Below are 24169 nucleotides of genomic sequence, written 5' to 3' on the forward strand. Positions count from 1 at the left end.
CCCCCGCAGGGGCCGCCCCCAGGGTTAAGGGACTTCTATTTAGCGTCCTCCACGAGCGCCAGGTCGCGGCCATTGGTTTCGGGAGTAAAGAATGTGGTGACAAAGGAGATTGCCGCCAGGACCAGTGAGTACAGCGCGGGAACCAGCCAGGAGTGGTTGGTCGCAGCGAGCAGCGCAACGCCGATCATGGGTGCGAACCCGCCGGCGAGGACTGCCGAGAGTTCACGGCTCAGGGCCACGCCGGTGAACCGGTGCTGCGAGCCGAAGAGTTCGGGCAGCATGGCGCATTGCGGGCCGAGCATGGACTGCACGCCCAGGGCGATGCCCACCGCCATCACTGCCCAGACCAGCGTGACGTTGCCCAGCGTAACCAGGTAGAACGCGGGCAGTGCGATGAGGGCCTGGAATAGTGCCCCGTAGCGGTACACGGGAACCCGGCCGAACCGGTCGGACAGGGCGCCGAAGACGACCACCATGACTGCTGCGCAGCCTGCGGCGATCAGCAGGCCTGTTGGGCCAATGAACTTGTCGCCCGGAAAGACGCCGGCCGGAAGGCTGATGAATGAGACCAGAAGCGCGGAGTAAACCGACGAGTTGCCGTTCTCGCCCATGCGCAGGCCGATCCCGACGAGCACATTCTTCTTGGAGTGCTTCCAGATTTGGCCCACCGGGTTCTTGACCACGGCTTTATGCTTTTCAAGTTCCTGGAAGACGGGGGTTTCCTTCAGCCGGAGCCGGATAAAGACGGCAATGACAATAAGGATGACGCTGGCCAGGAAGGGTACCCGCCACAGCCAGCCCAGCAGCACATCCCTGTCCGCGAGGGCCATCAGGGCGAAGGTGCCCGCTCCGAGCAGGGTGCCCAGCTGGATGCCCACGAAGGGCAAGGAGGCGAAGAACCCGCGGCGGCGTCGCGGAGCAACCTCGGAAATCAGCGTGGTTGCCCCGGCCTGCTCGGCGCCGGCGCCGAGGCCCTGGAGGATGCGGAGGGCCACCAACAGAACGGCCCCGAGCATTCCTGCCTGTTCAAAGGTGGGCAGGAGGCCAATGGCGAAGCTCGCCATGCCCATCAGGCCGATGGTGAGGATCAGCACCATTTTCCGGCCGAAGCGGTCTCCGATGTAGCCAAAGACCACCCCGCCGAAGGGCCTTGCGGCAAAGCCGACGCCGTAGGTGGCAAACGAGGCGATGACTGCGCCGCTTTCACCCAAGGGGGAAAAGAACAGTGGACCAAAGATCAGTGCTGACGCGAGGCCATAAATGTAAAAGTCGTAGTACTCCAGGGCTGACCCTACAGAGCTGGCAAGCGTTGCCCTTCGCAGCTGCTCCGGTTCGACGACATCGCCGTTCCTGTCAGTCTGCGGTGATTTAGTACGAGTTGTCACAGTAACTCCCTTAAACGCACTCCAGACCCTCGTTGGCCTGGTGGGATAGCAACGACACCTGTGCGTCGATCACTATGCTGAACACAATACAGCAAGTTGAACAGACGGCAAGGGGGAGTGCGTTTGTGAAGGAGGCGCCGCCGCTACCCCATGGGGTTGCCCAGTGAGTGGGCGAGCTCCTGGAGTTCCTTGACCATCTGGGCACCCTGCTCGGGCGTGTAGGTGGCCTTGAGGGCTGTCACGGAAAGTCCCAGGCTGGGGCCGTGGGCTCCTCGGGTTGGTACGGCAACGGCCAGGCAGACCACGCCCGTGGTGGATTCCTCATCCTCAAAGGCGTAGCCCTGTTCGCGGATGGTCTGCAGCTGCGCCTTGAATTCGGCACCTGTGCGCAGCGACTTCGGCGTCAGCACCGGCAGCTCGGCATCATCAGGGAAAAGCTCCTCGATGTCATGGTCGTGAAGCCTTGCTATCAGCGCTTTGCCCACCGCACAGAGTGAAACCGGCATTTTGTCGCCGATGTTCGATGTCAGGCGCACGGCAGGATGGCCCTCGTAGCGGGCGAGGTAGATGACGTTCAGGCCGTCGAGCATGGCAATGCGAACGGTCTCGCCGGACAGGACAGGAGCCTGCTCGCAGTAGCGGTAGAACTCCTGCACTTCATCCAGCCGGCCGAGGTAGGCGGCGCCCAGCTCCACCAGTTTGCGGCCGAGGGTGAATTCACTGCCCTGCCGGTTGATGAGCCGTGCTTCCTCCAGCGCCAGCAGCAGGTTCGACGTGGATGACTTGGGGATGCCTACTTCACGCGAGAGGTCGCTGAGGGTGAGGCGGCCGGTGGCGGAGGAAGCCAGGGCATCCAGGACCGCAGCCGCCCGCGTCACCGCAGGGGCGGGAGAGGCGTTGCCCTGGTTGTCTGGTTGAGGACCGGAGTTGCGGGAATCGGCCATGATTCTCCTTCGGGTTGCCGCGGCATGACGAGCTGGTGTTCATTTGACTGAACACCATCCATCATAGGGGGCGCGCACCATCGCGCCCCCAATGCCATGCGTACTCCTAAAGGCGGGGAACTCAGGCGACTGTATTGGTAAGGGTGCCGATTCCCTCGATCACGACGTCCACCTGGTCGCCCGGCAGGACTGCCACTGCGGTGCCGGGAGCCCCGGTCATCAGCACGTCGCCGGGCTCCAGCGTCAGCCAGGAGGTGACGTAGACGAGGCACTCCACCACTGAGGAGGGGAGGTTGGACGTCCCGGAGTTCGCTTGGGCCACTCCGTTGACGATGACGTCGATTCCCACAAGGTCCGGATCCGGCAGGTCGGTTTCTATCCAGGGGCCAAGGGGCGTGTAGTTGACGCCGGCCTTGCCCTGGAAATTCCGTTCATCCACCAGGCCCTGGTCCACGTTGGTTACGTCGTTGACGCAGGTGTACCCAAGGATATGCTCCAGGGCGTTCTCCGCCGTCAGTTCCTTCGCCTGTTTCCCGATCACCACCGCGAGTTCGCCTTCCACGTTGACCGTGCCACGGTCCCGGGCGGCCACCACCGGATCGCCGGGATTGGCGAGGGTGTGCACGGATTTATGCCATGCCTGGATGGGGAGGGGGTGGTCGTTCAGCGTCCTGTTGTGTCCGATGCCGAGGACCACGGCGGGCCGGACCGGGGCAAGGAACACCGCGTCGGCGGCCGGGGTAGTGCGCCCGGTGTAGGTCAGGGGTTCCTCGAAGGGGTCGGCAATGTGGTGCCATGCCCCGCTCCGTTCCACCGCGTGCCGGGCGCCCTCTGCTGTCTTGATTCTTGCGATGCGCATGGGTCTCCTGATCGTGCCCCTGGGGCTTAGTAGAAGTGGACGGTATCCACGAGGTGGGGAAGGTCGCCGCCGTCGAGGAAGGTCCGGAGGTTGCTGCAGAAGCGCTCGGTAATAAGCCGGTTCTCGGCTGCGCTGAGGGCCGACGTGTGCGGGGAGACCATGACCCTGGGGTGGTCCCAGAGAGGGCTGTCCTGCGGGAGGGGTTCCACGGCGAAGACGTCCAGGCAGGCGTAGCTGACCTGCCCGTTGTTGAGGGCTTCCAGCAGGGCTTCTTCGTCAACAACGGTGCCGCGTCCCACGTTGATGAACACCGTCCCGGGCTTCATTGCGGCGAATGTTTCGTGGTTGAAAAGGTTCTCCGTGAAGGCGGTGCCGGGCAACGTGTTCACCACCGCATCAGCCGTGGCCAGCAGGGCCGGAAGGCCGGTGTTGTCCACCACCTGCTCGATGCCGTCGATGTGTTCCACGGACCGCTTGGTCCCGCTGACCTTCATCCCCAGCGCCCTGGCAATCCGTGCGGTCTCCAGGCCGATTTCGCCTAAGCCCGTGACCACCAGCGTGGAGCCGTTGACCAGGCGGGTGGGAATCCGCAGCTCGGGCCATGTTCTGGCGGCCTGGTCCTGCGCCAGTTCGGCGCTCCGTTTGAATCCGTTGAGTATTCCGAGCGCCGCGAACTCGGCGAGGGGCAGGGCGTGGACGCCGGCCGATGTGGTGATCTTGAACTTTTGCAAAATGTCCTGGTCCAGGCCGGAGGCCTTGGCGGCTCCGCCCGCCCCGGCAGCCATGGCATGGATCCACTGCAGCCGCGGATTCTCGCGGGCTATGCGGGCCAGGCCTGCGGGGCTTTCGTTGGGGAAGCCATACAGCACCTGTGCGCTGTTGAGCATGGCCCAATAGCGCTCTTCCTGGGCTGGAGTGCGCTTGAACGCCGGGTCGCCGGAGTGGTCGGCCGGATAACGCTCGGGCGGCAGGAGCTCGGGCTCGTAGAGGACGGTAACTGCCGGGTCGACGGCGCGGATCTGTTCCACCAGCTCTGCTTCGAGCGGTACAGCGATCGCAAGGGTGATTGAGGGAGTCATTCGTTCACTATACTGGCTGGTGGCTAATATGCTGAACATACTTGTTTGTATTCACAGGAAGCGTCACGCGTGGCAGGTTTATGCGGGTTGTCACGCCGGGCGGCTGGTATCAGCGCGCGTAGGGGTCCGCGATGCCGATGTACTGGGTGGTGGTGTATTCAGCGATGCCTTCAGTGCCGCCTTCTCGGCCGAGCCCTGATTGCTTGACTCCGCCGAAGGGCGCGGCGGCGTTGGAGATGACACCCGCGTTGAAGCCGACCATGCCGAATTCAATTTGCTCCGCTACCCGCAGCAGCCGGTTGAAGTCGCGGCTGTAGAGGTAGGACGCGAGGCCGTATTCGCTGGCGTTGGCCAGGCGGATGGCGTCTTCCTCGGTGCTGAAGGTGGTGACGGGGGCTACGGGGCCGAAGATTTCCTGGCCCAGGATCGCGGCACCGTTCGGAACGTTGCCCAGCACTGTCGGCTGGTAGAAGTAGCCGGGACCGTCCACAGGTGCACCGCCGGTGATGGCGGTGGCCCCGGCGTCGACGGCGGCGGCCACCAGGGCGTGCACGTCATCGCGCGCGCCGGCATCGATGAGCGGCCCGACCTGGGTGGCGGGGTCGGCGCCTCGGCCGGTGGCCAGCGCGCCCATGGCGGCGGCGAACCTCTCCGTGAATTCGGTAGCGACGGATTCCTGGACGAGGAAGCGGTTGGCGGCGGTGCAGGCCTCTCCCATGTTCCGCATCTTGGCTGCCATGGCCCCTTCGACGGCGGCATCGAGGTCCGCGTCTTCGAACACGATGAAGGGTGCGTTCCCGCCGAGTTCCATGGAGGTGCGGAGCACGTTCTGCGCAGCGTCGGCCATCAGGCGCTTGCCGACCGGGGTGGAGCCGGTGAAGGAGACTTTCCGCAGGCGGGAGTCCTTCAGCAGCGGCCCCGAGATCCCGGAGGCGCTGGAGGAGGAGACAACGTTCAGGACGCCGGCGGGGAGACCGGCGTCGAGCATGGTCCGGGCGAACAGTTGCGCGGTGAGCGGGGTGAGTTTGGCGGGTTTGAGGACCATGGTGCAGCCTGCTGCTACGGCGGGTGCGACCTTGCGGGTGGCCATCGCCAGCGGGAAGTTCCAGGGCGTGATGAGCAGGCAGGGGCCGACCGGTTTGTGCTGGACCAGGATCTTGTTCTTCCCCTCGGGTGAGGTGAGGTAGCGGCCGTAGTCGCGGACGGTTTCTTCGGAGAACCAGCGCAGGAACTCGGCGCCGTAGGTGACTTCGCCGCGGGCTTCGGCCAGGGGCTTGCCCATTTCCAGGGTCATGAGCAGGGCGAAGTCCTCGGCCCGTTCGGTCACCAGGTCAAAGGCGCGGCGCAGGATCTCCGCGCGGTCCCGGGGTGCGGTCCGCGCCCAGGAGGCCTGCGCGGCGTCGGCCGCGTCCAGTGCGGCCACCGCGTCCTCACTCGTCGCCGAGGCGAGGGTGGCGAGCACCTCCCCGGTGGCGGGGTCGTGCACGTCGAACGTGCCGCCGTCGGACGCCTCCCGCCACTGCCCGCCAATCAGCAGGCCAGTGGGAACGGAGGCGAGGAGCTCAGCCTCACGCTCCGACGAAACGGCAGGGGGCAGCGCAGGAGTAACTGTCATGGAAATAGTCCTTAAGAAGGGAGGGATCAGTAGCTGGAGGGGGTGTCGTCGTCAGCCTTCTGGATGTCGCTGGGCTTGATGTATTGCGCAGCGAGGGCTTCGGAACCCCTCGCCAGGAGCGCGACGTCGGCCCCCACCAGGATGAAATTGGCGCCGTTGGCCAGGTAGTGCCGGGCCGTGTCCGGGTTGAACGCATTGACTCCGGCCGGTTTCCCGGCTGCCTGTGCCGCGGACAGGCAGTGTTCGACGGCGGCGCGCACCTCGGGGTGTTCCTGCTGGCCGAGCAGGCCCATCGAGGCTGCGAGGTCCGACGGGCCTACGAAGATCGCGTCGACGCCGTCGACCGCCAGGATGTTTTCCACGGCGGCAACCGCGGCGTCGGATTCGATCTGCACGGTGACGCTGATCGTTTCGTTGGCCCGGGCCAGGTAGTCGGGCACCCGGTTCCAGCGGGCGGCCCGGGCAAGGGCCGAGCCGACCCCGCGGACGCCCTGCGGCGGGTAGCGGGTGGCGGCCACGGCGGCTTCCGCCTCAGCGGCCGAGTTGACCATGGGGATGAGCAGGTTCTGCACACCCAGGTCCAGGTACTGCTTAACCAGCACGGTGTCGTTCACCGGCGGCCGCACCAGGGTGTGGACAGGGTAGCCGTGGATGGCCTGGAGCTGGGCGAGGATGGATTCGAGGCCGTTGGGGCTGTGCTCTGCGTCCACCAGCAGCCAGTCGAGTCCGGATCCAGCACAAAGCTCGGCAACCAGCGGGCTGCCGGAACAGACCCACATCCCTGCCAGCGGGCGGCCGGTTTTGCCCGTTTGCCCGGCGAGGGCGTCGCGGAAGGTCTCTGCTATTCGAAGCGGCACGTGACACTCCCCAGGGGTCCGTAGTCTGCGTGGACAGTGTCGCCCTTGTAGACCCAGAGCGGGCGGGTGAAGGAGCCGGCGAGGATGATGTCCCCTGCTTTCAGGGAATCGCCGTGGGCGGCGATCTTGTTCGCCAGCCAGTGCACCCCGTTGGCCGGATGGTCAAGGACTCCGGCGGCCACGCCGGTTTCCTCCACGGTCTGGTTCTTGTAGAGGATGGCGGAGACCCAGCGCAGGTCCACGGCGTCCGGCTTCACCGGGTTGCCGCCGATCACCATGGCACCCATGGCGGCGTTGTCCGAAATGGTGTCCACGATGGTCCGGCCCTCCATCTCAATCCTGGAATCGAGGATCTCGAGGGCCGGAACCACGTAGTCGGTGGCTTTCAGGACGTCGAAGATGGTCACGCCGGGTCCCTTGAGCCCGTCCTTCAGGACGAACGCCAGCTCCACCTCCACCCGCGGGTGGGTGTATCTGTCCCACTCCACCGAGCAGCCGGTCTCGAGCACCATGTCATCGAAGATGGCGCCGTAGTCCGGCTCGGTGATGCCCGTGGCCGCCTGCATGGCTTTGGACGTGAGGCCGATCTTGCGGCCCACCAGGGTCCGGCCGGCCTCCTCGTTGCGGCGCCGCCACAACTGCTGCACCGCGTAGGAGTCCTCCACCGTCATCTCCGGGTACCGGGCCGTCAGGCGGGGAACAGGGGTGCGGGTTCGGCCGGCTTCCACGAGTTCGTCCGCGATTGCCTCAATCGTCCTGTCATCCAGCATGGCTACAGCTGCGCTCCCAGCTTGAACCCGGTCCGGTCATCTTCGGGGGATCCGTCCTTGCGGGTGTAGGAGAAGCCGTCGGCGCCCACGGTGACGGCCATCTCGGACTTTTCCTCGCGTTCGATGACGGGCTGGGGGTTGCCGTCCAGGTCCAGGACCAGGGAGGCCTCGGTGTACCAGGACGGGACCACGGGGTTGCCCCACCAGTCGCGGCGCTGGTTGTCATGGACGTCCCACGTGATGGTGGGGTTGTCCGGATCGCCGGTGTAGTAGTCCTGGGTGTAGATCTCCACGCGGTGGCCGTCCGGGTCCAGGATGTAGAGGTAGAACGCGTTGGACACCCCGTGCCGGCCGGGCCCGCGTTCAATGCGGTCGCTGATCCGCAGGGCGCCCATCTTGTCGCAGATCTGGATGATGTTGTGCTTCTCGTGCGTGGCGAACGCGACGTGGTGCATGCGCGGGCCGTTGCCGCCGGTCAGGGCGGTGTCATGGACCGTCTGCTTGCGGTGCATCCACGCGGCGTACGTGACGCCGTCGGAATCCTTGATGTCCTCGGAGACGCGGAAGCCCAGGTCCTCAAGGTAGGCGCGGCCGCGGGGGACGTCGGGGGTGACCTGGTTGAAGTGGTCCAGGCGGACCAGTTCGCCGGCGGAGTAGAGGTCGTAGCGCTGGGTGAGGCGCTCCACGTGTTCCACCTCGTAGAAGAACTCGTAGGGGAAGCCCAGCGGGTCCTCCACGCGGACGGAGTCGCCGATGCCCTTGGTGAAGCCGTCCTTGCGCCGTTCGGTGCGGCAGCCCAGTTCCTTGTAGTAGGCCTCGGCGGCGTCCACCTCGGCGGGGGACTTCACCCGGTAGGCGAACGCTGCGACGGCGGCGATGGGTCCTTTACGCAGCACCAGGTTGTGGTGGATGAATTCCTCCAGGGAGCGCAGGTAGATGGCGTTCTCGTCTTCCTCGGTCACATGCAGGCCCAGGACGTCCACGTAGAACTCGCGGGACCTGGCGAGGTCGGTGACCACGATCTCCATGTAGGCGCAGCGGACGATGTCCGGTGCCGGGACGGTGGGGGTAGGAACGAAGCTGGTCATGGTGTTCTCTCTTCTTTGAGGAGGGGCGGGTGGCGGTTCAGGCGCCGAATTTGGGGGTATGGACTGTGCCGAGCGTGATGTGCACGGCCTGCTGGTCGGTGTAGAAATCGATGGAGCGGTAGCCGCCCTCGTGTCCGAGGCCCGAGGCCTTGACGCCTCCGAACGGGGTGCGCAGGTCGCGGACGTTGTGGCTGTTCAGCCACACCATGCCGGCCTCCACGTTCTGCGAGAAGTTGTGCGCCCGGGTCAGGTTCTGGGTCCAGATGTAGGCGGCCAGGCCGTACTTGGTGTTGTTCGCCAGGGCGAGGGCTTCGTCGTCGTTTTCGAACGGGGTGATGGCCACGACGGGTCCGAAGATCTCCTCCTGGAAAATCCGCGCATCCGGGGCGACGTCGGCGAACACCGTGGGTGCCATGTAGTTGCCTTCGGGCAGGTGCCCGGGCCTGCCGCCACCGGCCAGAAGCCGGCCTTCGGACTTGCCGATCTCCACGTAGGAGGCCACCTTTTCGTAGTGCTCCGGGTGGACCAGGGCGCCCACCTCGGTCTTGGGGTCATGCGGATCGCCCACCACGATGTTCTTCGCGCGGGCGGCGTACTTCTCGCAGAACTCGTCGTAAATGGCGCGCTCAACGAGGATGCGGGAGCCGGCGGTGCAGCGTTCACCGTTGAGGGAGAAGACGCCGAACAGGGCGGAGTCGATCGCGGCGTCCAAGTCGGCGTCGGCGAACACCACGCAGGGGGACTTGCCGCCGAGTTCCATGGACAGGCCCTTCAGGTTCGCGGCGGCGTTGCGGAAGATCGTCTGGCCGGTGGTGGTCTCGCCCGTGAAGGAGATCAGCGGGACGTCCGGATGCTTGACCAGCGCATCGCCTGCTTCTTCGCCGAGGCCGTTGACCAGGTTGAAGACGCCGTCGGGCAGGCCGGCGTCCTTGAAGATGGTGGCCCACAGCGAGGCCGAGAGCGGCGTGAACTCGGCTGGTTTGAGGACCACGGTGTTGCCGGTGGCCAAGGCCGGGGCGAGTTTCCAGGACTCGAGCATGAACGGGGTGTTCCACGGCGTGATGAGTCCGGCGACGCCGATCGGCTTGCGGTTGACGTAGTTGATCTGCGAGCCGGGGACCTTCATGGCGTCGTCGAACTGGGCCACGATCAGGTCCGCGAAGAACCGGAAGTTCTCCGCCGCGCGGAGGGCCTGGCCCTTGGCCTGGGTGATGGGCAGGCCGGTATCAAAGGTCTCAAGTTCGGCGAGCCGGGATTCCTGGGCTTCGACGGCGTCGGCGATCTTGTTGAGAACGCGGGCGCGTTCGCGGGGCTTCATCTTCGGCCACGGGCCGTTGGCGAACGCTTCGCGGGCGGCGTCGACGGCGAGGTCGATATCCTCTTTCTGGCCTGCCGCGGCGGTGGCGTAGTTCCGGTTGGATACCGGGTCCAGGACGTCGAAGGTCGCCCCGCCCACGGAGTCAACGAACTGGCCGTTGATGTAGTGCTGGATATGGGTGGGAAGGTCCTGCGGCACGTAATGGGTGCTGGTTTCCGGTGCAGTGAACGTCATTGTTGTTTCCTTACTGCTTCTGAAGGGATCGGGGGGGTCAGATGGTTTTCGCCTGGGCGAGGTAGGCGTCCAGGGTGGCGGAGCGGTGGAGCCGGGCGGCTTTCTCGATGTCCTCGGCGTCGGCGCCGGACTCGATGAGCTTCAGGAGTGCCTCGTGTTCGTCTACGGAATTGCGGGCGCGGCCCGGGACGAAGCGGAAGGTGGAGGACCGCAGCGACGCCAGCCGGTTCCAGCCGCGGTGCACCAGGTCCAGGATGTGGGGGTTGGGGCAGTGCTCGAACAGGATGCTGTGGAAGTCCTGGTTAAGCTGCGTGAACCGGACGGGGTCGAAGTGGTCCAGGCATTCGCGCATGTCCTCGTTCACCGCACGGGCCCGGGCAATTGCCACGGAATCAACCAGCGGCGCGGACAGCGCTGTGGCGGCACCTTCCACGATGCTCAGGGTCTGCATGGTGTAGAGGTATTCCGTCGGATCGATTCCGGCCACGGTGGCGCCCACGTTGCGTTCGAAGGTCACCAGGCCCTCTGCCTCGAGCCGGCGGATCGCTTCCCTGACCGGAACCACGCTGAATCCAAGGTCCTTGGCGATAGAGCCGAGGACCAGGCGGTATCCGGGGGTGTAGGTGCCCTCTACGATGCGGGCCTTGACTGCCCGGTACGCCTGTTCGGACTTGCTGCCGGCCGGGGCCGCGACGGGGAGGTCGGTGAAGGTTGTTTCAGTCATCGGCGCTGCCAACCGGTGCCATGTTGCCGGCCTTCCATTCCTTGTACCGTGCCTGCCAGGCGGCGTTCATCGGGTAGAGGCCGTCCACGCTGTTGCCCTGCTTGACCATCTCGAAGATGAAGGTTTCCTCCTGCTCCTGGGCGATGCAATCATCCACGAGTTCTTCGGCGATGGACGGCGGGACCACCAGGATGCCGTCGGAATCGGCCACGATGATGTCGCCGGGCTGCACTGTGGCGCCGCCGCAGGCGATGGTGATATCCGTGTCCCACGGGATGTGGCGGCGGCCCAGCACGGCAGGATGCGGGTTGGCAAAGTACGTGGGCATCTCCAGGCCGGCCACGGCGGTGTAGTCGCGGACGCCGCCGTCGGTAATGATTGCCGCGGCGCCGCGCACTTGGGCGCGCAGGGCCAGGATGTCGCCGACGGTTCCGGTGCCCTTCTCGCCGCGGGCCTCCATCACCAGGATCTCGCCCTCATTCACGGAATCGATGGCGCGTTTCTGGGCGTTGAAGCCGCCGCCGTGGGTCGTGAAGAGGTCCTCACGGTTGGGAACGTAACGCAGGGTCCGGGCCAGTCCCACCACGCGGCGGTCCGGCCGGGTGGCCTGCAGGCCGTCGATGCTCACGTTGTTGAGGCCGCGCTTTCGCAGCTGCGAGGACAGGGTGGCCGTGGCGACGGACTCCAGCTTCGCTTTCAGCTCCGGAGTGAGGACGCCTGCCCCCGCCGGCAGCCCCGCCGCTGCGCGCGAACCGTACGCTTCCTCCCGCTGCAGGTCATCAACCTTGGGTCCGGCACCAAAATCGGCGAACGGCGTCGTGCCCGCTTCCACCCTGGTGACCAGCCGGCCGGTGGTGAGGCCACCGGCGGAAACTTCAACTTCCAGGACGTCCCCAGGCTTGGCCACGGAGGCGCCGGCCGGGGTGCCGGTGAGGATGATGTCCCCCTCTTCGAGGGTGAGCAGCTGGGAGAGATCGGCCACCAGCCGGGCGAACGGGAAGAGCAGGTCCCCGGTGGTGTCGTCCTGGACCAGCTCGCCGTTGTGCCAGGTGCGGATGCGCAGGTTGGCGGGGTCGACGGCGTCTGCCGGGATAAGTCCCGGGCCTACCGGGGTGAAACCGTCGCCGCCCTTGGACCGGAGGTTGGAGCCCTTGTCCGCGTAGCGGAGGTCGTAGACGCCGAGGTCGTTGCTGGCGGTCACGGCGGCAACGTGGCTCCAGGCGTCATCGATGCCCACCCGGCGGGCAGACTTGCCGATAACCAAGGCGATCTCGCCTTCATAGCCGAGCAGTTCACAGCCTGCAGGCCGCTCCACCGTGCTGCCGCTCAGGGCCAGGGAGCTGGAGGGCTTGAGGAAGTACGACGGCTGGGCGGGAGTCCGGCCGCGCTGGGCGGCACGGCTGGGGTAGTTGATGTGCACCGCGACCACCTTCCGTGCTGCTGCCAGGGTGTCGCCGTTGACGTGCTCCAAAACTGTCTCCCTCATCAGGTACGAAATCGTATACGATCACTATCGTCCCTCGAGAGTGGATCGTCAACCCCCAAATCAGGCGTTGTGCTTTCGGGAATATGGCACTTGTCGCCTGGATCACAACCGGCGTACAGTGGAAGCCAAAGTTCAAGTTTTCGATTATCGAATGGGGTGTTCTTATATAGAACACCAACTTGAGAGGCAGGCAACTGCTGCGAAGTAGCGATAATCCACCACAACGAAGTGAGGAAATCCCGTGCAATTCCACCACCACGGTTACGTATCCGGTGACCCGCGAGTCCTGCCCGCCGCCGGCGTTGGCCTGAACCGGCCCCAGGAGCTTCCGGAGGAAGTCGACGTGCTGATCGTTGGCACCGGGCCTGCTGGAATGCTCGCGGCAGCGCAGCTGTCCCGCTTCCCGAACATCACCACCCGGATCATTGAGCGCCGTCCGGGCCGCCTCGCCATCGGCCAGGCTGACGGCATCCAGGCGCGCAGCGTCGAGACCTTCCAGGCCTTCGGCTTCGCTGAGCGGATCATTGCCGAGGCATACCGCATCACCGAGATGGCGTTCTGGAAGCCGGACCCCGCGAACCGCGCCAACATCGTCCGGGCCGCCCGCGCCGTCGACGACGAGATGGGCATCAGCGAGTTCCCGCACCTCATCGTCAACCAGGCCCGTGTGCTGGACTACTTCGCCGAGTACATGGCCAACGCACCCACCCGCATGACGCCCGACTACGGCTACGATTTCCAGTCCCTCAGCATCACGGACGGGGACGAATATCCCGTCAGCGTAACGCTGCTGCATACCGACGGCCCGAACGAGGGCCAGGAGCGCATTGTCCGGGCGAAGTACGTTATTGGTGCCGACGGTGCCCGGAGCAAAGTGCGCGCAGCGATTGGCTGCACCCTCGCCGGGGACCAGGCCAACCATGCCTGGGGCGTGATGGACACCCTCGCCGTGACCGACTTCCCCGACATCCGCACCAAGTGCGCCATCCAGGGCGAAAAAGGCAGCATCCTGCTGATCCCGCGCGAGGGCGGGTACTTGTTCCGCATGTATGTGGACCTGGGTGAGGTGGATCCGGCTACCCATCACGCCGTGCGCAGTACAACCATCGAGCAGATCATCGCCAAGGCCAACGAGATCCTCCATCCCTACACCCTCGACGTGCGCAACGTGGCGTGGCACAGCGTCTACGAAGTGGGGCACCGGCTCACGGACAGGTTCGACGACGTCCTGCCGGAGGACCGCGGCACACGGACCCCACGGGTGTTCATCACCGGCGACGCGTGCCATACGCACAGTGCCAAAGCGGGCCAGGGCATGAACGTGTCCATGCAGGACGGTTTCAACCTGGCCTGGAAGCTGGGGCACGTGCTGGAAGGCCGCAGCCCGGAAAGCCTGCTCTCCACCTACTCGGAGGAGCGCCAGGTGGTGGCCAAGAACCTGATCGACTTCGACAAGGAATGGTCCACCATGATGGCCAAGAAGCCCGAGGAGTTCGAGAACCCCTCGGACCTTGAGGACTTCTATGTCCGCACTGCCGAGTTCCCGGCCGGTTTCATGACCGAGTACGCGCCGTCCATGCTGGTGGCACCGGCAGTCCACCAGGCCCTTGCCGCCGGCTTCCCGGTGGGCAAGCGGTTCAAGTCAGCGCCCGTGGTGCGGGTAGGCGACACCAATCCCATGCATCTGGGCCACCACGCCACAGCAGACGGGCGCTGGCGGATCTACGTGTTCGCCGATGCCGCCCTTCCGGGCACCGGCTCTGCCACGGACAAGCTGGCCCAGTGGCTGGCGGAGGCGGCCGAATCACCGCTGGCGGCAACGCCGTCGGACGCTGATCCCGATGCCTGGTTCGACGTTAAGGTCATCTACCAGCAGCCCCACACGGAGCTTGACATTAACGCGGTGCCGGCGGTCTTCAAGCCGCAGGTGGGCCCGTTCAGGCTGACCGACTACGAGAAGGTCTACGGCACAGACCCCAAAGCGGACATTTTCGAGCTCCGCGGCCTGGACCGCGGCGGCGTCGTGGTGGCGGTGCGGCCGGACCAGTACGTGGCGAACGTCCTGCCGCTCACGGCAACGGCGGAGCTGGGCGCATTCTTTGCTCCGCTGCTGCCGGGCCGGCACAACGCCGGTCAGCCGCTGACTGTCTGACCCGTCCGGTATTCCGCGGCAGCGTAAACGCCCAGGATCCGCACCTCAGTGGTGAAAAAGTCCAGCTCCTCGAGGGCCAGCTTCAGCGGCAGGTCCTCGGGGTGGCCCTCGACGTCGGCCATGAACATGGTGGCTGCAAACTCGTTGCCCACCATGTAGCTTTCCAGCCGCGTCATGTTCACCCCGTTCGTCGCGAAGCCGCCCAGTGCCTTGTACAGCGCTGAGGGGACGTTACGGACGCGGAACACAAAGCTGGTCACTGCCGGTCCGGAAAGCTCATCCCGGGCCGGCAGCTCCTTTTCCCGGGCCAGGACCACGAAGCGGGTGGTGTTGGAAGGGTCATCCTCAACCCGTGAGGCCAGGACGTCCAGGCCGTAGATCTGCGCGGCCAGCGGCGGTGCCAGGGACAGCTTGCGCGGATCGTTCCACTCGCTGACCTCCCGGGCGGAGCCTGCAGTGTCACCGGCGATGACTGGCTTGAGGCCGTGCTCGCGGATGAGCTTCCGGCACTGGCCCAAGGCGTGGATGTGGCTGTGCACCTCGGTTGCGTCCTCAATGGTGCTGCCCGGGATGCCCAGCAGGTCGAAGTGGATGGGCAGGAAGAACTCACCCACGATCTGCAGGTTGGACTGCGGCAGCAGGATGTGGATGTCCGCCACCCGGCCGGCAATGGAGTTCTCGATGGGAATCATGGCCAGCTCCGCCTCGCCGCTGGACACCAGTTCGAAGGCGTCCTCGAAGCTGGCGCAGGGCACGCTTTCCATGTCCGGGAACATCTGCTTGCACGCGATATTGGAGTTGGCGCCGGGCTCACCCTGGTACGCAATCTTCTGGGCCATGGTCCGTATGGTTTCACGGACCGAGCCCGCAGGCCCAACTGGGTCGCAGCAGATGTCGGTTTGGGGGCCCAAAAGGACATCTGCTGCTACCCAGTTGGGGAAGGACGGGACTAGACCGGAGTGACGCGCAGCCAGGCGTACTGGCGGGGGAGGAGCGTGACGCCCTCGCCCAGCTGCAGTGCGGCTTCGGAGAGGAGGTCGACGGCGGCGCCTGAGAAACCGGAGAAGGTTTCGGCGGGCAGGGACTGGGGTTCGTCGCTGAAATTCGCGAGGACCAGGATTCTCGTCTCCCCGCCGTCGGACGCACTTGCCGGCCGCTGGTAGGCCAGGACGCCCCTGTTGTGGGTGTCGAAATCGAGGAGCGTTGTTCCCGCAAGTTCAGGAGCAGCGCCGCGGACCTCGATCATCCGCTTCAGGCCCGCGTAGACCGCGCCTTCCGGCGTGGAAGCATCGTGCCGGCGGGCGTACTGTTCCTCCGGATAGTGGGGCCGGTGCACCCAGCGGCTGTCGGCGTCGTGCCCTTCCTCCTTCGCGTAGCCGTAGTCGTTAAGCTGCCCCACTTCGTCGCCGAGGTACAGCAGGGGGACGCCGCCGGTGCTGAAGGCAACCGAGTGGGACAGGAGGATCCGCTCCACCGCCTCAGCCGGGTCCACCTCCATGCCGCACAGCGACGCCGTCGTGCCCGAAATGCGGCAGTCACCGGTCTTGGGGTTGTCCTGGAACGGCACGCCGCGGGCGAAGCTGCCGGGGAAGCGGTTGACATAGAAGGAGTTCAGGAAGCGGCGGTGGTCGAAGCCGTTGATTCCGAGCTCTGCTGCGTCCTCGTCGGCGAACGTCCAGCCGATGTCGTCGTGGCTGCGCACGTAGTTCACCCAGGAGGTGCCGTCCGGGATGTTGTGCCGCCGCTCCAGTGCCTGGGCCAGGAGCGAGACGTCCCGGGTGGCCAGGGATTCCCAGATGAGCGCCATCTGCAGCGGGTTGTAGGAGAGCTGGCATTCGGCGGGGTCGATGTAGAGCGCTACCTCGTCCGGGTGCACGATTGCCTCGGACTTGAACAGCAGCGAGGGGGCGGCCAATCGGCACACGGCGTTGAAGGCCTGCAGGAGGATGTGGGCCTCGGGCAGGTTCTCGCACGGGGTGCCCAGCTGCTTCCAGATGAACGCCACCGCATCCATCCGCAGGATGTCCACGCCCTGGTTGGCCAGGAACAGCATCTCTCCGGCCATCGCCCGGAATACGTCCGGGTTGGAGTAGTTGAGGTCCCACTGGTACGTGTGGAAGGTGGCCCACACCCATCGGCCGTCCTCCATGTGGACGAAGGACCCAGGGTGGTTCTCCGGGAAGATCTCGCGCACGTTCCGCTCGAAGGCGTCCGGCATGGCCCGGTCCGGGTACATCCAGTAGTAGTCGCTGTACTTCGGGTCGCCGGCAGCTGCCCTCCGGGCCCACTCGTGCTCGTCGGAGGTGTGGTTGAAGATGAAGTCCACCACCAGGCTGATGCCGTGGCCGCGGAACTCTGCGGCAAGGTCGCGGAGCTGTTCCATGGTGCCCAGCTTCGGGTTGACCTGGCGGTAGCTCGATACCGCGTAGCCGCCGTCGGAGTGTGGCTCCGGAGCGAGGAACAGCGGCATGAGGTGCAGGTAGGTCAGGCCCAGTTCCTTGAAGTACGGGATGTGCTTGCGGAGCCCGTCCAGGTTGTCCGCGTACCGGTCCACGTAGCAGACGCCGCCCAGCATGGTGTTGGACAGGAACCAGCCGCTGTCTGCTTCCCGCCGGGCGTCCAGGGCCTTCAGGTCGGCGGGGCGCTCCTGCCACGAGCGGGCGCTCTCCACCACCAGGGCAATGAGCTGGTCCAGCCAGTCCTGCCGGGTTTCGTACAGGGACCGGAACAGGCGGTACAGGTCCGGGAAGTGTTGCTCCAGGCGCCGGTCGAATGCCGGATCAGGGCGGAGTCCAATGCTCCGTTCGCGTGACAGCGCGTCCAGCACGTGCTCCAGCGCCGTTTCGTCCACCCTGACGGATTCCTGCATGCCCACGGCCCCTTCCGGCTTCCGCCGGCGTTTCCGGCAGGAAAGTTGTTACGGCAGTATCCCATGTCACACGCCTGGGGAAACGCCCGACGGCGGGGTGCGGCTTCCTGAGGTCAGTCCCGAACGGCACTGCGCTGATGGGACTGCGCGGACGGCACTGCGCTGACGGACAAGAACTGATCGCTGACGGACAACGCGCTGCAGCCGCCCGCTGCCACGCTGGATTCCACAGCTCGTCCCCACGCTCATGACCATTAAGAAGGACCCAATGAGTATTTCGAATTCCGAGTCCCGGACCACCGACGCTCCGGCCAAGGAGCATTCCACAGCCCTTCGCGCCGGGAGCATCGGCGTCCTGGGCATCCTCTTCTTTGTCCTCTCCGCCCAGGCGCCCCTGACCGGCATCGTGGGAGCTTCACCACTCGCCGCAGCCCTGGGCAACGGTGCCGGTGCACCCGGGGCCTACCTGATCGTCGGCATCGTCATTGCCATCTTTGCGGTGGGCTTCGTGGCCATGAGCCGCAGGATCCAGGCAAACGGCGCCTTCTACGCCTACATCACCGCCGCTTTCGGCAGGAAGACTGGAACAGGCGCCGCCTGGCTGGCGCTGCTGGCCTACAACACCATCCAGGCTGCGATGTACGGCCTGTACGGCGCTGCATTCTCCGGCCTTCTGGGTTCGATGGGCCTCCAGGTGCCCTGGTGGCTCCTGGCGCTGGCAACCGTGGCCGGTGTCCAGGTGCTCGGCTCCCTGAACATCGAACTCGGCGCCCGCGTCCTGGCAGTGCTGGTGGGCCTGGAGGTGGCCGTGCTGCTGCTGTTCGGCTTCGCCGTGCTGTTCAGCGGCGGCGGGCCGGAAGGCATCAGTCTGGCAGCATCCTTCTCTCCGGAGGCCATCGCCGCCGGCGCCCCCGGGGTGGCCATCATGTTCGCGGTCGCATCCATGTTCGGCTTCGAGTCGACGGCCATCTATTCGGCGGAGGCCAAGGACCCTGCCCGCACCGTGGCGCGGGCAACCTACCTGTCCGTTGGCGTCATCGCCGTCTTCTTCTCCTTCATCTCCTGGATGCTGGTCAGCTACTATGGTCCGTCCCGGGTCATGGATGCGGCAGGGGCGGCCCTTGAATCCGGCGACTCCACCTCCTTCGTCCTGGGGCCGATGGTGGAGTTGTTCGGTCCCTGGGCGGGCGTGGTGACCGGCGTCCTGCTGGTGACGTCACTGCTTGCAGGCATCATCGCCTTCCATAACGGCATCAACCGCTACCTGCACTCCCTGGCCCTGCGCGGTTCCATGCCCGCCATCCTGGCCCGGACCAACCGCCACCGTGCTCCGGCCGTGGCCGCCTGGATCCAGACGGCTGCCGCCGTCGTCCTCATGGTCCCGTTCGCCGTCCTCGCCCTGGATCCCGTACTAACCCTCTTCTCCTGGTTCAGCGGACTGGCTGTAGCGGCACTCCTGGTGCTGTACATACTCTGCTCCATCGCCGTCGTCGGGTACTTCCGCCGGGAGCGGGATGACGCCCAGCTGTGGCAGACGCTGATCGCACCGGCGCTCGCGGCCCTGTTGCTGGGAGGCATCCTGTTCCTGGTGGTCAGCAACTTCACGGCATTGATCGGCGGCAGCGCCGGGACGGCAGCGGCACTCCTGGTGGCTGTACCCGTTGTGTTTGCGGCCGGAGTGCTGGTGGAGGCCCGGGTGCAGCGCCGGCACAAGGCGGAGAGCCTCGGCCATACAGTCAACTAACGGGCGCTTTGGAGCCGGCAGAAACGGCAACGTGCCCTGTACCGGCCCGGCGAGGAGCAACTCTGCGCCGGGCCGGCACGCGCGCCAGGAAGCCTGCCAGGACAAAAAGCGCGGCCAGGAAAGCTGCTGCCAGCCCCGCCACGACAGGCTCACGCGGCCACATCCCCGCCAGGCCGAGGAAAGCGGGGAGGGTGGCTGTGACCTGGCTCGTCAGCACAAGCGCCCAGCCGATGAAGGGGTCAAGGCGGCCCAGGCCCGCTGCCATGGACGCAAAGAACAGTCCCCACAGGGCCGACCAGCACAACCATAGGACCGCCAGCAGGGGATCTGTTCCCAGCCAGGCCGTGGCAAGAAGCAGGCCACAACCTCCCACCATGCCGCAGAACCATCCCAGTCCCCGCGAACCGAGGCGCAGCAGGACGTCCAGCCCCACATAGAGGTACGTCAGGCCGAACAGGAACATTCCCGCAGCAGTCAGCAGCGGCGTTGCGCCCGCTCCAGCCGTCGCAACGTAGCCCACGCCGAGCGCCAGCTGGACGGATCCCACCACCAGGCTGAATACGGCTGCGTCCCGGCGGGGCAGGAATCCGAGCATGGCCAGCCCGTTGAGGAGCAGGGCCGCCCCGGACAGCAGCAGGCAGATGTGCGCCATCAGGCGGCCTCGAGTATGCAGGCCGAACTGCGCCCTATTTTCGTTATGTGGAATATATCTGTCACAATACGGATAATAGAGGATGTCCGGCAGGCTGCTTGGGGGCGCGCGGTCATAATCGGATAAAGTTGAAATCTCAACTATAGGCGCGTCCGGGATCGCTGTCGGCCGTTCCACGTTCACGCAGAGGTGAGGGAGACACATGGATTCACGGCTGGAAGCCATCAGGGATACTGTCCTGGCGAGGAATCCGGGCGAAGCGGAGTTCCACCAGGCGGTGGTGGAAGTCTTCGAGAGCCTCGGGCCCGTCCATGACAGGCACCCCGAATTCCTCGAAGCCGCCATCCTGGAGCGGCTCTGCGAGCCCGAGCGGCAAATCATCTTCCGCGTGCCCTGGACCGATGATGCCGGACGTGTACAGATCAACCGCGGCTTCCGGGTGGAATTCAACTCGGCGCTGGGCCCCTACAAGGGCGGCCTGCGGTTCCACCCCTCCGTCTACCTGGGCATCGTCAAGTTCCTGGGCTTCGAACAGATCTTCAAGAACGCCCTCACCGGCATGCCCATCGGCGGCGGCAAAGGCGGCTCCGACTTCGACCCCCGCGGCCGCAGCGACGGAGAAGTCATGCGCTTCTGCCAGTCCTTCATGACCGAGCTGTACCGGCACATCGGCGAATACACCGACGTCCCGGCCGGCGACATCGGCGTGGGCGGGCGGGAGATCGGCTACCTCTTCGGCCAGTACAAGCGCATCACCAACCGCTACGAATCAGGCGTCCTCACGGGCAAGGGCATCTCGTGGGGCGGCTCCCTGGTCCGGCCCGAGGCTACCGGCTTCGGAACTGTGATCTTCACCCAGGAAATGCTGAAGACCCGTGGGGCATCCTTTGACGGCCAGCGCGTGGTGGTTTCCGGCTCCGGAAATGTGGCCATCAATGCCATCGCCAAAGCCCAGGACCTGGGCGCCACCGTGGTGGCCTGTTCCGATTCCTCCGGCTACGTGGTGGATGAGGCGGGCATCGACGTCGCGCTTCTTCGTGAAGTCAAGGAAGTGGAACGCGGCCGCCTCAAGGACTACGCCGAGCGCCGTTCCGGCGTCTCCTACGTTGAGGGCGGCTCCGTCTGGGACGTGGACGCCTCCGTGGCGCTGCCGTGCGCCACGCAGAACGAGCTCGACGGCGCTGCTGCCGCCGGGTTGGTGCGCGGCGGGCTCCTTGCCGTCGGCGAGGGCGCCAACATGCCGTCCACCCGCGAGGCCGTCGCCGTTTTCCAGGAAGCCGGCGTCCTGTTCGGCCCGGGCAAGGCCGCCAATGCCGGCGGTGTTGCCACGTCCGCGCTTGAGATGCAGCAGAATGCCAGCCGCGATTCCTGGACCTTCGAGCACACGGAAGAGCGGCTGACCGAGATCATGGTGGGCATCCACCACCGGTGCGCGTCAACTGCTGACGAGTACGGGGACCCGGGCAACTACGTCCTGGGCGCCAACATCGGCGGTTTCGTGAAGGTGGCCGACGCGATGCTCGCCCAGGGGCTCATCTAGCGCCACCCGCCGTCGTCGTTCCTCCAGGCGTTGGATGGCCCGGGACGCAGTGAGGGGCGCTACCCACCCCGCCGCCAGTCGCTCGGCGGGACGCCAAAAGCGTCCCGGAAGGTGCGGCTGAAGTGCGCGGCATCCAGGAATCCCCAGCGCGCCGCGACGGCACCCACGGACTTCCCGGCATGCAGCGGGTCGCGGAGATCGCGCCCGGCACCTTCCAGGCGCTGGCTCCGGATCCAGCTGGCCACAGTTGTCCCGGATTCATGGAAGACGTTGTGCAGGTGCCGGGTGGAGATGAAGTGTGCCGCGGCGATGGTGGCCGGCGACAGCAGGGGATCGGACAGGTTGGCGTCGATGTACTCCCGGATCGAAACTGCCAGGAGTGCCTGCGGCTTCATCCGGTCCGGCGCGATGTCCATCTCGGCGTGGAGCATGGTGGACACCAGGTCCAGGGCGTTGGCTGCCAGCCTCGAACCGCTGGGCCCGCTGAGGACGTCCAGGTTCTCTGAGAGCTGGCGGATGAACTGCCCCACGATTCCGCTGAGGCCGGTGCTGCCCGCCATCCGCACGGCTGCCAGCTGGCCCACATAATCGGCGGGCAGGGACAGTGCATCGCAGGGGAACATTACCACCATCATCCGCGCCTGCTCCTCGAACGTCAGCGTGTAGGGGCGGTTGGTGTCGTAGATGGCCAGGTCGCCGGGCCGGAGCACGGCCTCGCGGTTGTCCTGGACGAGCAGGCCGGTGCCCTCCAGTTGCAGGTTGAGCTTGAAATAGCGCTCATGGGCCCGGGCAATCAGGGCCGGCGTGCGGTGCACCTCGTGGGACGTGGCGGTGACCTCAACGATGGACATCCGGTCCAGCACCCGCGAGCGCATCTGCCCGCGGAAACCGTCCACGTCCGCTGTCTGCGCGGCGAGCGGCACGAAGGACTCGGCCACCAGGTGCTTCCAGTGGTCAAAGGAGGTGGCGGCGCTGGACGTGAGGTTTTGGTGTGCGGGGCGGGCCGCGGTATTTGCTGTTGCTGGCATGGATGTTCCTGACGACGGATGGCCATCTGACGTTCCCCCCGGGAGCTGTGTCCTGCAACACAGTCCCTTCAGGTTAGGGCCGTCCGTTTCTTTTTTCAACAGTCGGCGAAAAAAGACTTTCCCCGGGCGCTAGGCGTTCTTCCCGCGGGCCGCCACTGTCCAGCGGCCCTTAATTTCTCCGGCACTGATGACGGCGGCGCTGTCCACGAGGTTGATGGCCAGGCAGACGTGGTTCGGGACGACGCGCAGGCGGGCGCCCAGTGCGGGCATTCTTCCGGGGCCATGCCATTCGACCGTGGCATGGTGCTCCGAGAGGGCGGTGATGCGGGCTGCGGGGTAATCCATCAGGCGGCCAAAGCCGCTGGCCCAGGCCGGCCGGTCACTGCCCAGGATCTTGCTTCCGGCGTCGACAATGAAGCTTTCCGGCATGCCGGACCTGGCCTCATGGTGGCTTACCACGGTTGCCGCCACGGTCAGCGCTATCTCCTCCGGTTCACACCTGCCGAGCTCAAGCTGCTGGGCGTCACCGAACACGTAGACGCCAGGGCGCACCTCGGTAGCCACCGGGCCGTCGGTCAAGAGCGCTGTTGGCGTGGAGCCTCCGCTCCGGACGGTGGCCTCGAATCCGGCTGCGGCAAGCGATTCCGCGGCCGCCCGCAGGGCTTCCTGCTCCTGCGCTGCTGCTTCCGCCGGCATTCCCGGGGCGTAGCTGTGGCCGGGAAAGGTGAAGATCCCGGCCACCTCCAGGCCGGCGTCGGACGCTGCTTGTGCCACGTCCGCAGCCGCGCCCGGGTGGACACCGCTGCGGTGGTGGCCGCAGTCGATCTCGACCAGCACACCCACTCTTGACGCCACCGGACCCAGGCCTGCCCCGAGCCTCGCCGCGCCTTCAGGGGAGTCCACCCCTACGGCCACCGTTGCCGTGCCTGCCAGGCGCCGCAGCCGTTCGGCCTTCCGGGCTGAAGTCCACAAGGGGTAGGCGATGAAGAGATCCTTCACCCCGGCGGCTGCGAAGAGTTCCGCCTCGCCGATCGTTGCAACCGTGAGTCCCACGGCCCCGGCCTCCAGCTGGAGCGCAGCGATCTCGGGGATCTTGTGCGTCTTGGCATGCGGGCGAAGGATAAGGCCTTTTGCCCGGACGGTTTCCGCCATCCGGGCGATGTTCCGCTCGAGGATGTCGAGGTCGATCAGGATGTCCGGCGTGTCAATCGCGGCGGGGATGCCAGGAGGTCTGGTCACAGCAGGGCCAGGTAGCCTTCGAGCTGTGCGGCATGTCCGAAGTCCCTGCCGCCCTCCGGCGCCAGGGCCGCCTCGATCTGCGCGCCGAGCAGCATGTTCAGGAGTTGGCCGGCCAGGATGGGATCGTCGACGGCGGCGTGGATGTCGCCGTTGTCCCGCGCCTCGGCCAGGAAGCGCCGGATGGTGGTTGCCCACTCGTTCATGGACTGCTGGTGGATCGCGGCCTTCTGTGGGTCGTTGACCGCCTTTTGCCAGAACGGGATAACGATCCGCGCTTCGTTGACGCGCTCTTCATCCAGCGGGAGGACCTCACGGCAGAAGGCGCGCAGGGCAGCCAGGCCGGACTTGCCGCGGGTGACCTCGGCGATCCGCTGGTTGGTGCGGTTGAACACGTGGCCGAAGGCGAATTCCAGGAGTGTGTCCTTGGTGGGGAAGTAGGGTTTGAGTGCTCCATTGGCGAAGCCCGCCTCCATCGCGATCTCGCGCATGGTGGCCCCTTCCAGGCCCTGCCGGGCGATGATGCGCCAGGTGGCATCCACCAGTTCCAGGCGGCGCTCGTCATGGTCAACTATCTTCGGCACCGCAG

At 66.0% G+C, this 24169-nt stretch carries 20 protein-coding genes; 3 read left to right on the plus strand and 17 right to left on the minus strand.

Annotated features, from left to right (window positions below; translation table 11 throughout):
* Window positions 1-35: 35 nt before the first annotated feature.
* From AC6CHP_RS07790 to AC6CHP_RS07840, 11 genes are all read right to left on the minus strand, one after another.
* Window positions 36-1385: an MFS transporter gene (locus tag AC6CHP_RS07790; RefSeq protein WP_188812093.1), complete on the minus strand. Its 1350-nt coding sequence runs from the start codon at window positions 1383-1385 to the stop codon at window positions 36-38.
* Window positions 1386-1528: 143 nt separating this feature from the next.
* Window positions 1529-2329, minus strand: coding sequence for an IclR family transcriptional regulator (locus AC6CHP_RS07795; protein WP_066279747.1), 801 nt, complete (start codon window positions 2327-2329; stop codon window positions 1529-1531).
* A 121-nt stretch (window positions 2330-2450) separates the two neighbouring features.
* Complete coding sequence (locus AC6CHP_RS07800) at window positions 2451-3188, minus strand: fumarylacetoacetate hydrolase family protein (protein WP_498228988.1); 738 nt, start codon at window positions 3186-3188, stop codon at window positions 2451-2453.
* A 26-nt stretch (window positions 3189-3214) separates the two neighbouring features.
* On the minus strand, window positions 3215-4267 hold the full coding sequence (locus AC6CHP_RS07805) for a D-2-hydroxyacid dehydrogenase (RefSeq protein WP_498228990.1): 1053 nt from the start codon (window positions 4265-4267) through the stop codon (window positions 3215-3217).
* A gap of 109 nt (window positions 4268-4376) precedes the next feature.
* A complete protein-coding gene (locus tag AC6CHP_RS07810) occupies window positions 4377-5882 on the minus strand; it encodes an NAD-dependent succinate-semialdehyde dehydrogenase (RefSeq protein WP_498228992.1) in 1506 nt (501 codons plus the stop codon).
* 26 nt (window positions 5883-5908) lie between these two features.
* Window positions 5909-6739 carry an HpcH/HpaI aldolase family protein gene (locus tag AC6CHP_RS07815; protein ID WP_498228994.1) on the minus strand — a complete coding sequence of 277 codons (831 nt, stop codon included), beginning with the start codon at window positions 6737-6739 and terminating at the stop codon, window positions 5909-5911.
* Entirely contained in the window at window positions 6724-7509 is a 786-nt protein-coding gene (gene hpaH / locus AC6CHP_RS07820; RefSeq protein ID WP_188731107.1) for a 2-oxo-hept-4-ene-1,7-dioate hydratase, read from the minus strand. Before hpaH ends, AC6CHP_RS07815 begins: the two co-directional genes overlap by 16 nt.
* A gap of 2 nt (window positions 7510-7511) precedes the next feature.
* Window positions 7512-8597, minus strand: a complete 1086-nt coding sequence (hpaD, locus tag AC6CHP_RS07825) for a 3,4-dihydroxyphenylacetate 2,3-dioxygenase (protein ID WP_188731108.1) — start codon at window positions 8595-8597, stop codon at window positions 7512-7514.
* A 37-nt stretch (window positions 8598-8634) separates the two neighbouring features.
* A complete protein-coding gene (gene hpaE, locus AC6CHP_RS07830; protein WP_498228997.1) occupies window positions 8635-10149 on the minus strand; it encodes a 5-carboxymethyl-2-hydroxymuconate semialdehyde dehydrogenase in 1515 nt (504 codons plus the stop codon).
* Window positions 10150-10186: 37 nt separating this feature from the next.
* Window positions 10187-10873 (minus strand): GntR family transcriptional regulator, encoded by a 687-nt coding sequence (locus AC6CHP_RS07835; RefSeq protein WP_188731112.1) that lies wholly within the window; start codon window positions 10871-10873, stop codon window positions 10187-10189.
* Window positions 10866-12359: a fumarylacetoacetate hydrolase family protein gene (locus tag AC6CHP_RS07840; protein ID WP_498228999.1), complete on the minus strand. Its 1494-nt coding sequence runs from the start codon at window positions 12357-12359 to the stop codon at window positions 10866-10868. Before AC6CHP_RS07840 ends, AC6CHP_RS07835 begins: the two co-directional genes overlap by 8 nt.
* A 241-nt stretch (window positions 12360-12600) precedes the next feature.
* On the opposite strand from AC6CHP_RS07840, the gene AC6CHP_RS07845 reads away from it, so the two are divergent.
* The gene (locus AC6CHP_RS07845; RefSeq protein WP_498229001.1) at window positions 12601-14511 is read left to right on the plus strand and encodes an FAD-binding monooxygenase; all 1911 of its coding nucleotides are present in this window, start codon (window positions 12601-12603) and stop codon (window positions 14509-14511) included.
* Here AC6CHP_RS07845 and AC6CHP_RS07850 read toward each other — a convergent pair.
* Window positions 14493-15350 (minus strand): prephenate dehydratase, encoded by an 858-nt coding sequence (locus AC6CHP_RS07850; protein WP_104186534.1) that lies wholly within the window; start codon window positions 15348-15350, stop codon window positions 14493-14495. The two genes, AC6CHP_RS07845 and AC6CHP_RS07850, sit on opposite strands and share 19 nt — an antisense overlap.
* Window positions 15351-15460: 110 nt before the next feature.
* Window positions 15461-17380 (minus strand): alpha-amylase family glycosyl hydrolase, encoded by a 1920-nt coding sequence (locus AC6CHP_RS07855; protein ID WP_498229003.1) that lies wholly within the window; start codon window positions 17378-17380, stop codon window positions 15461-15463.
* Window positions 17381-17648: 268 nt separating this feature from the next.
* On the opposite strand from AC6CHP_RS07855, the gene AC6CHP_RS07860 reads away from it, so the two are divergent.
* Window positions 17649-19124 carry an APC family permease gene (locus AC6CHP_RS07860; protein WP_377192883.1) on the plus strand — a complete coding sequence of 492 codons (1476 nt, stop codon included), beginning with the start codon at window positions 17649-17651 and terminating at the stop codon, window positions 19122-19124.
* Here AC6CHP_RS07860 and AC6CHP_RS07865 read toward each other — a convergent pair.
* Window positions 19117-19776 carry an AmiS/UreI family transporter gene (locus AC6CHP_RS07865; protein WP_188731122.1) on the minus strand — a complete coding sequence of 220 codons (660 nt, stop codon included), beginning with the start codon at window positions 19774-19776 and terminating at the stop codon, window positions 19117-19119. The two genes, AC6CHP_RS07860 and AC6CHP_RS07865, sit on opposite strands and share 8 nt — an antisense overlap.
* 202 nt (window positions 19777-19978) lie before the next feature.
* On the opposite strand from AC6CHP_RS07865, the gene gdhA reads away from it, so the two are divergent.
* Window positions 19979-21316, plus strand: coding sequence for an NADP-specific glutamate dehydrogenase (gene gdhA, locus AC6CHP_RS07870; protein ID WP_066279713.1), 1338 nt, complete (start codon window positions 19979-19981; stop codon window positions 21314-21316).
* Window positions 21317-21375: 59 nt separating this feature from the next.
* On the opposite strand, the gene AC6CHP_RS07875 is transcribed toward gdhA, so the two are convergent.
* The 3 genes from AC6CHP_RS07875 to AC6CHP_RS07885 form a co-directional block, all read right to left on the minus strand.
* A complete protein-coding gene (locus tag AC6CHP_RS07875; RefSeq protein WP_498229006.1) occupies window positions 21376-22344 on the minus strand; it encodes an AraC-like ligand-binding domain-containing protein in 969 nt (322 codons plus the stop codon).
* A gap of 129 nt (window positions 22345-22473) precedes the next feature.
* Entirely contained in the window at window positions 22474-23583 is a 1110-nt protein-coding gene (locus tag AC6CHP_RS07880) for an alanine racemase (RefSeq protein WP_498229008.1), read from the minus strand.
* A complete protein-coding gene (locus AC6CHP_RS07885; RefSeq protein WP_498229010.1) occupies window positions 23580-24164 on the minus strand; it encodes a TetR/AcrR family transcriptional regulator in 585 nt (194 codons plus the stop codon). The genes AC6CHP_RS07880 and AC6CHP_RS07885 overlap by 4 nt, the downstream gene beginning before the upstream one ends.
* Between the last annotated feature and the right edge of the window lie 5 nt (window positions 24165-24169).

Source organism: Pseudarthrobacter sp. GQ63 (assembly GCF_059758765.1).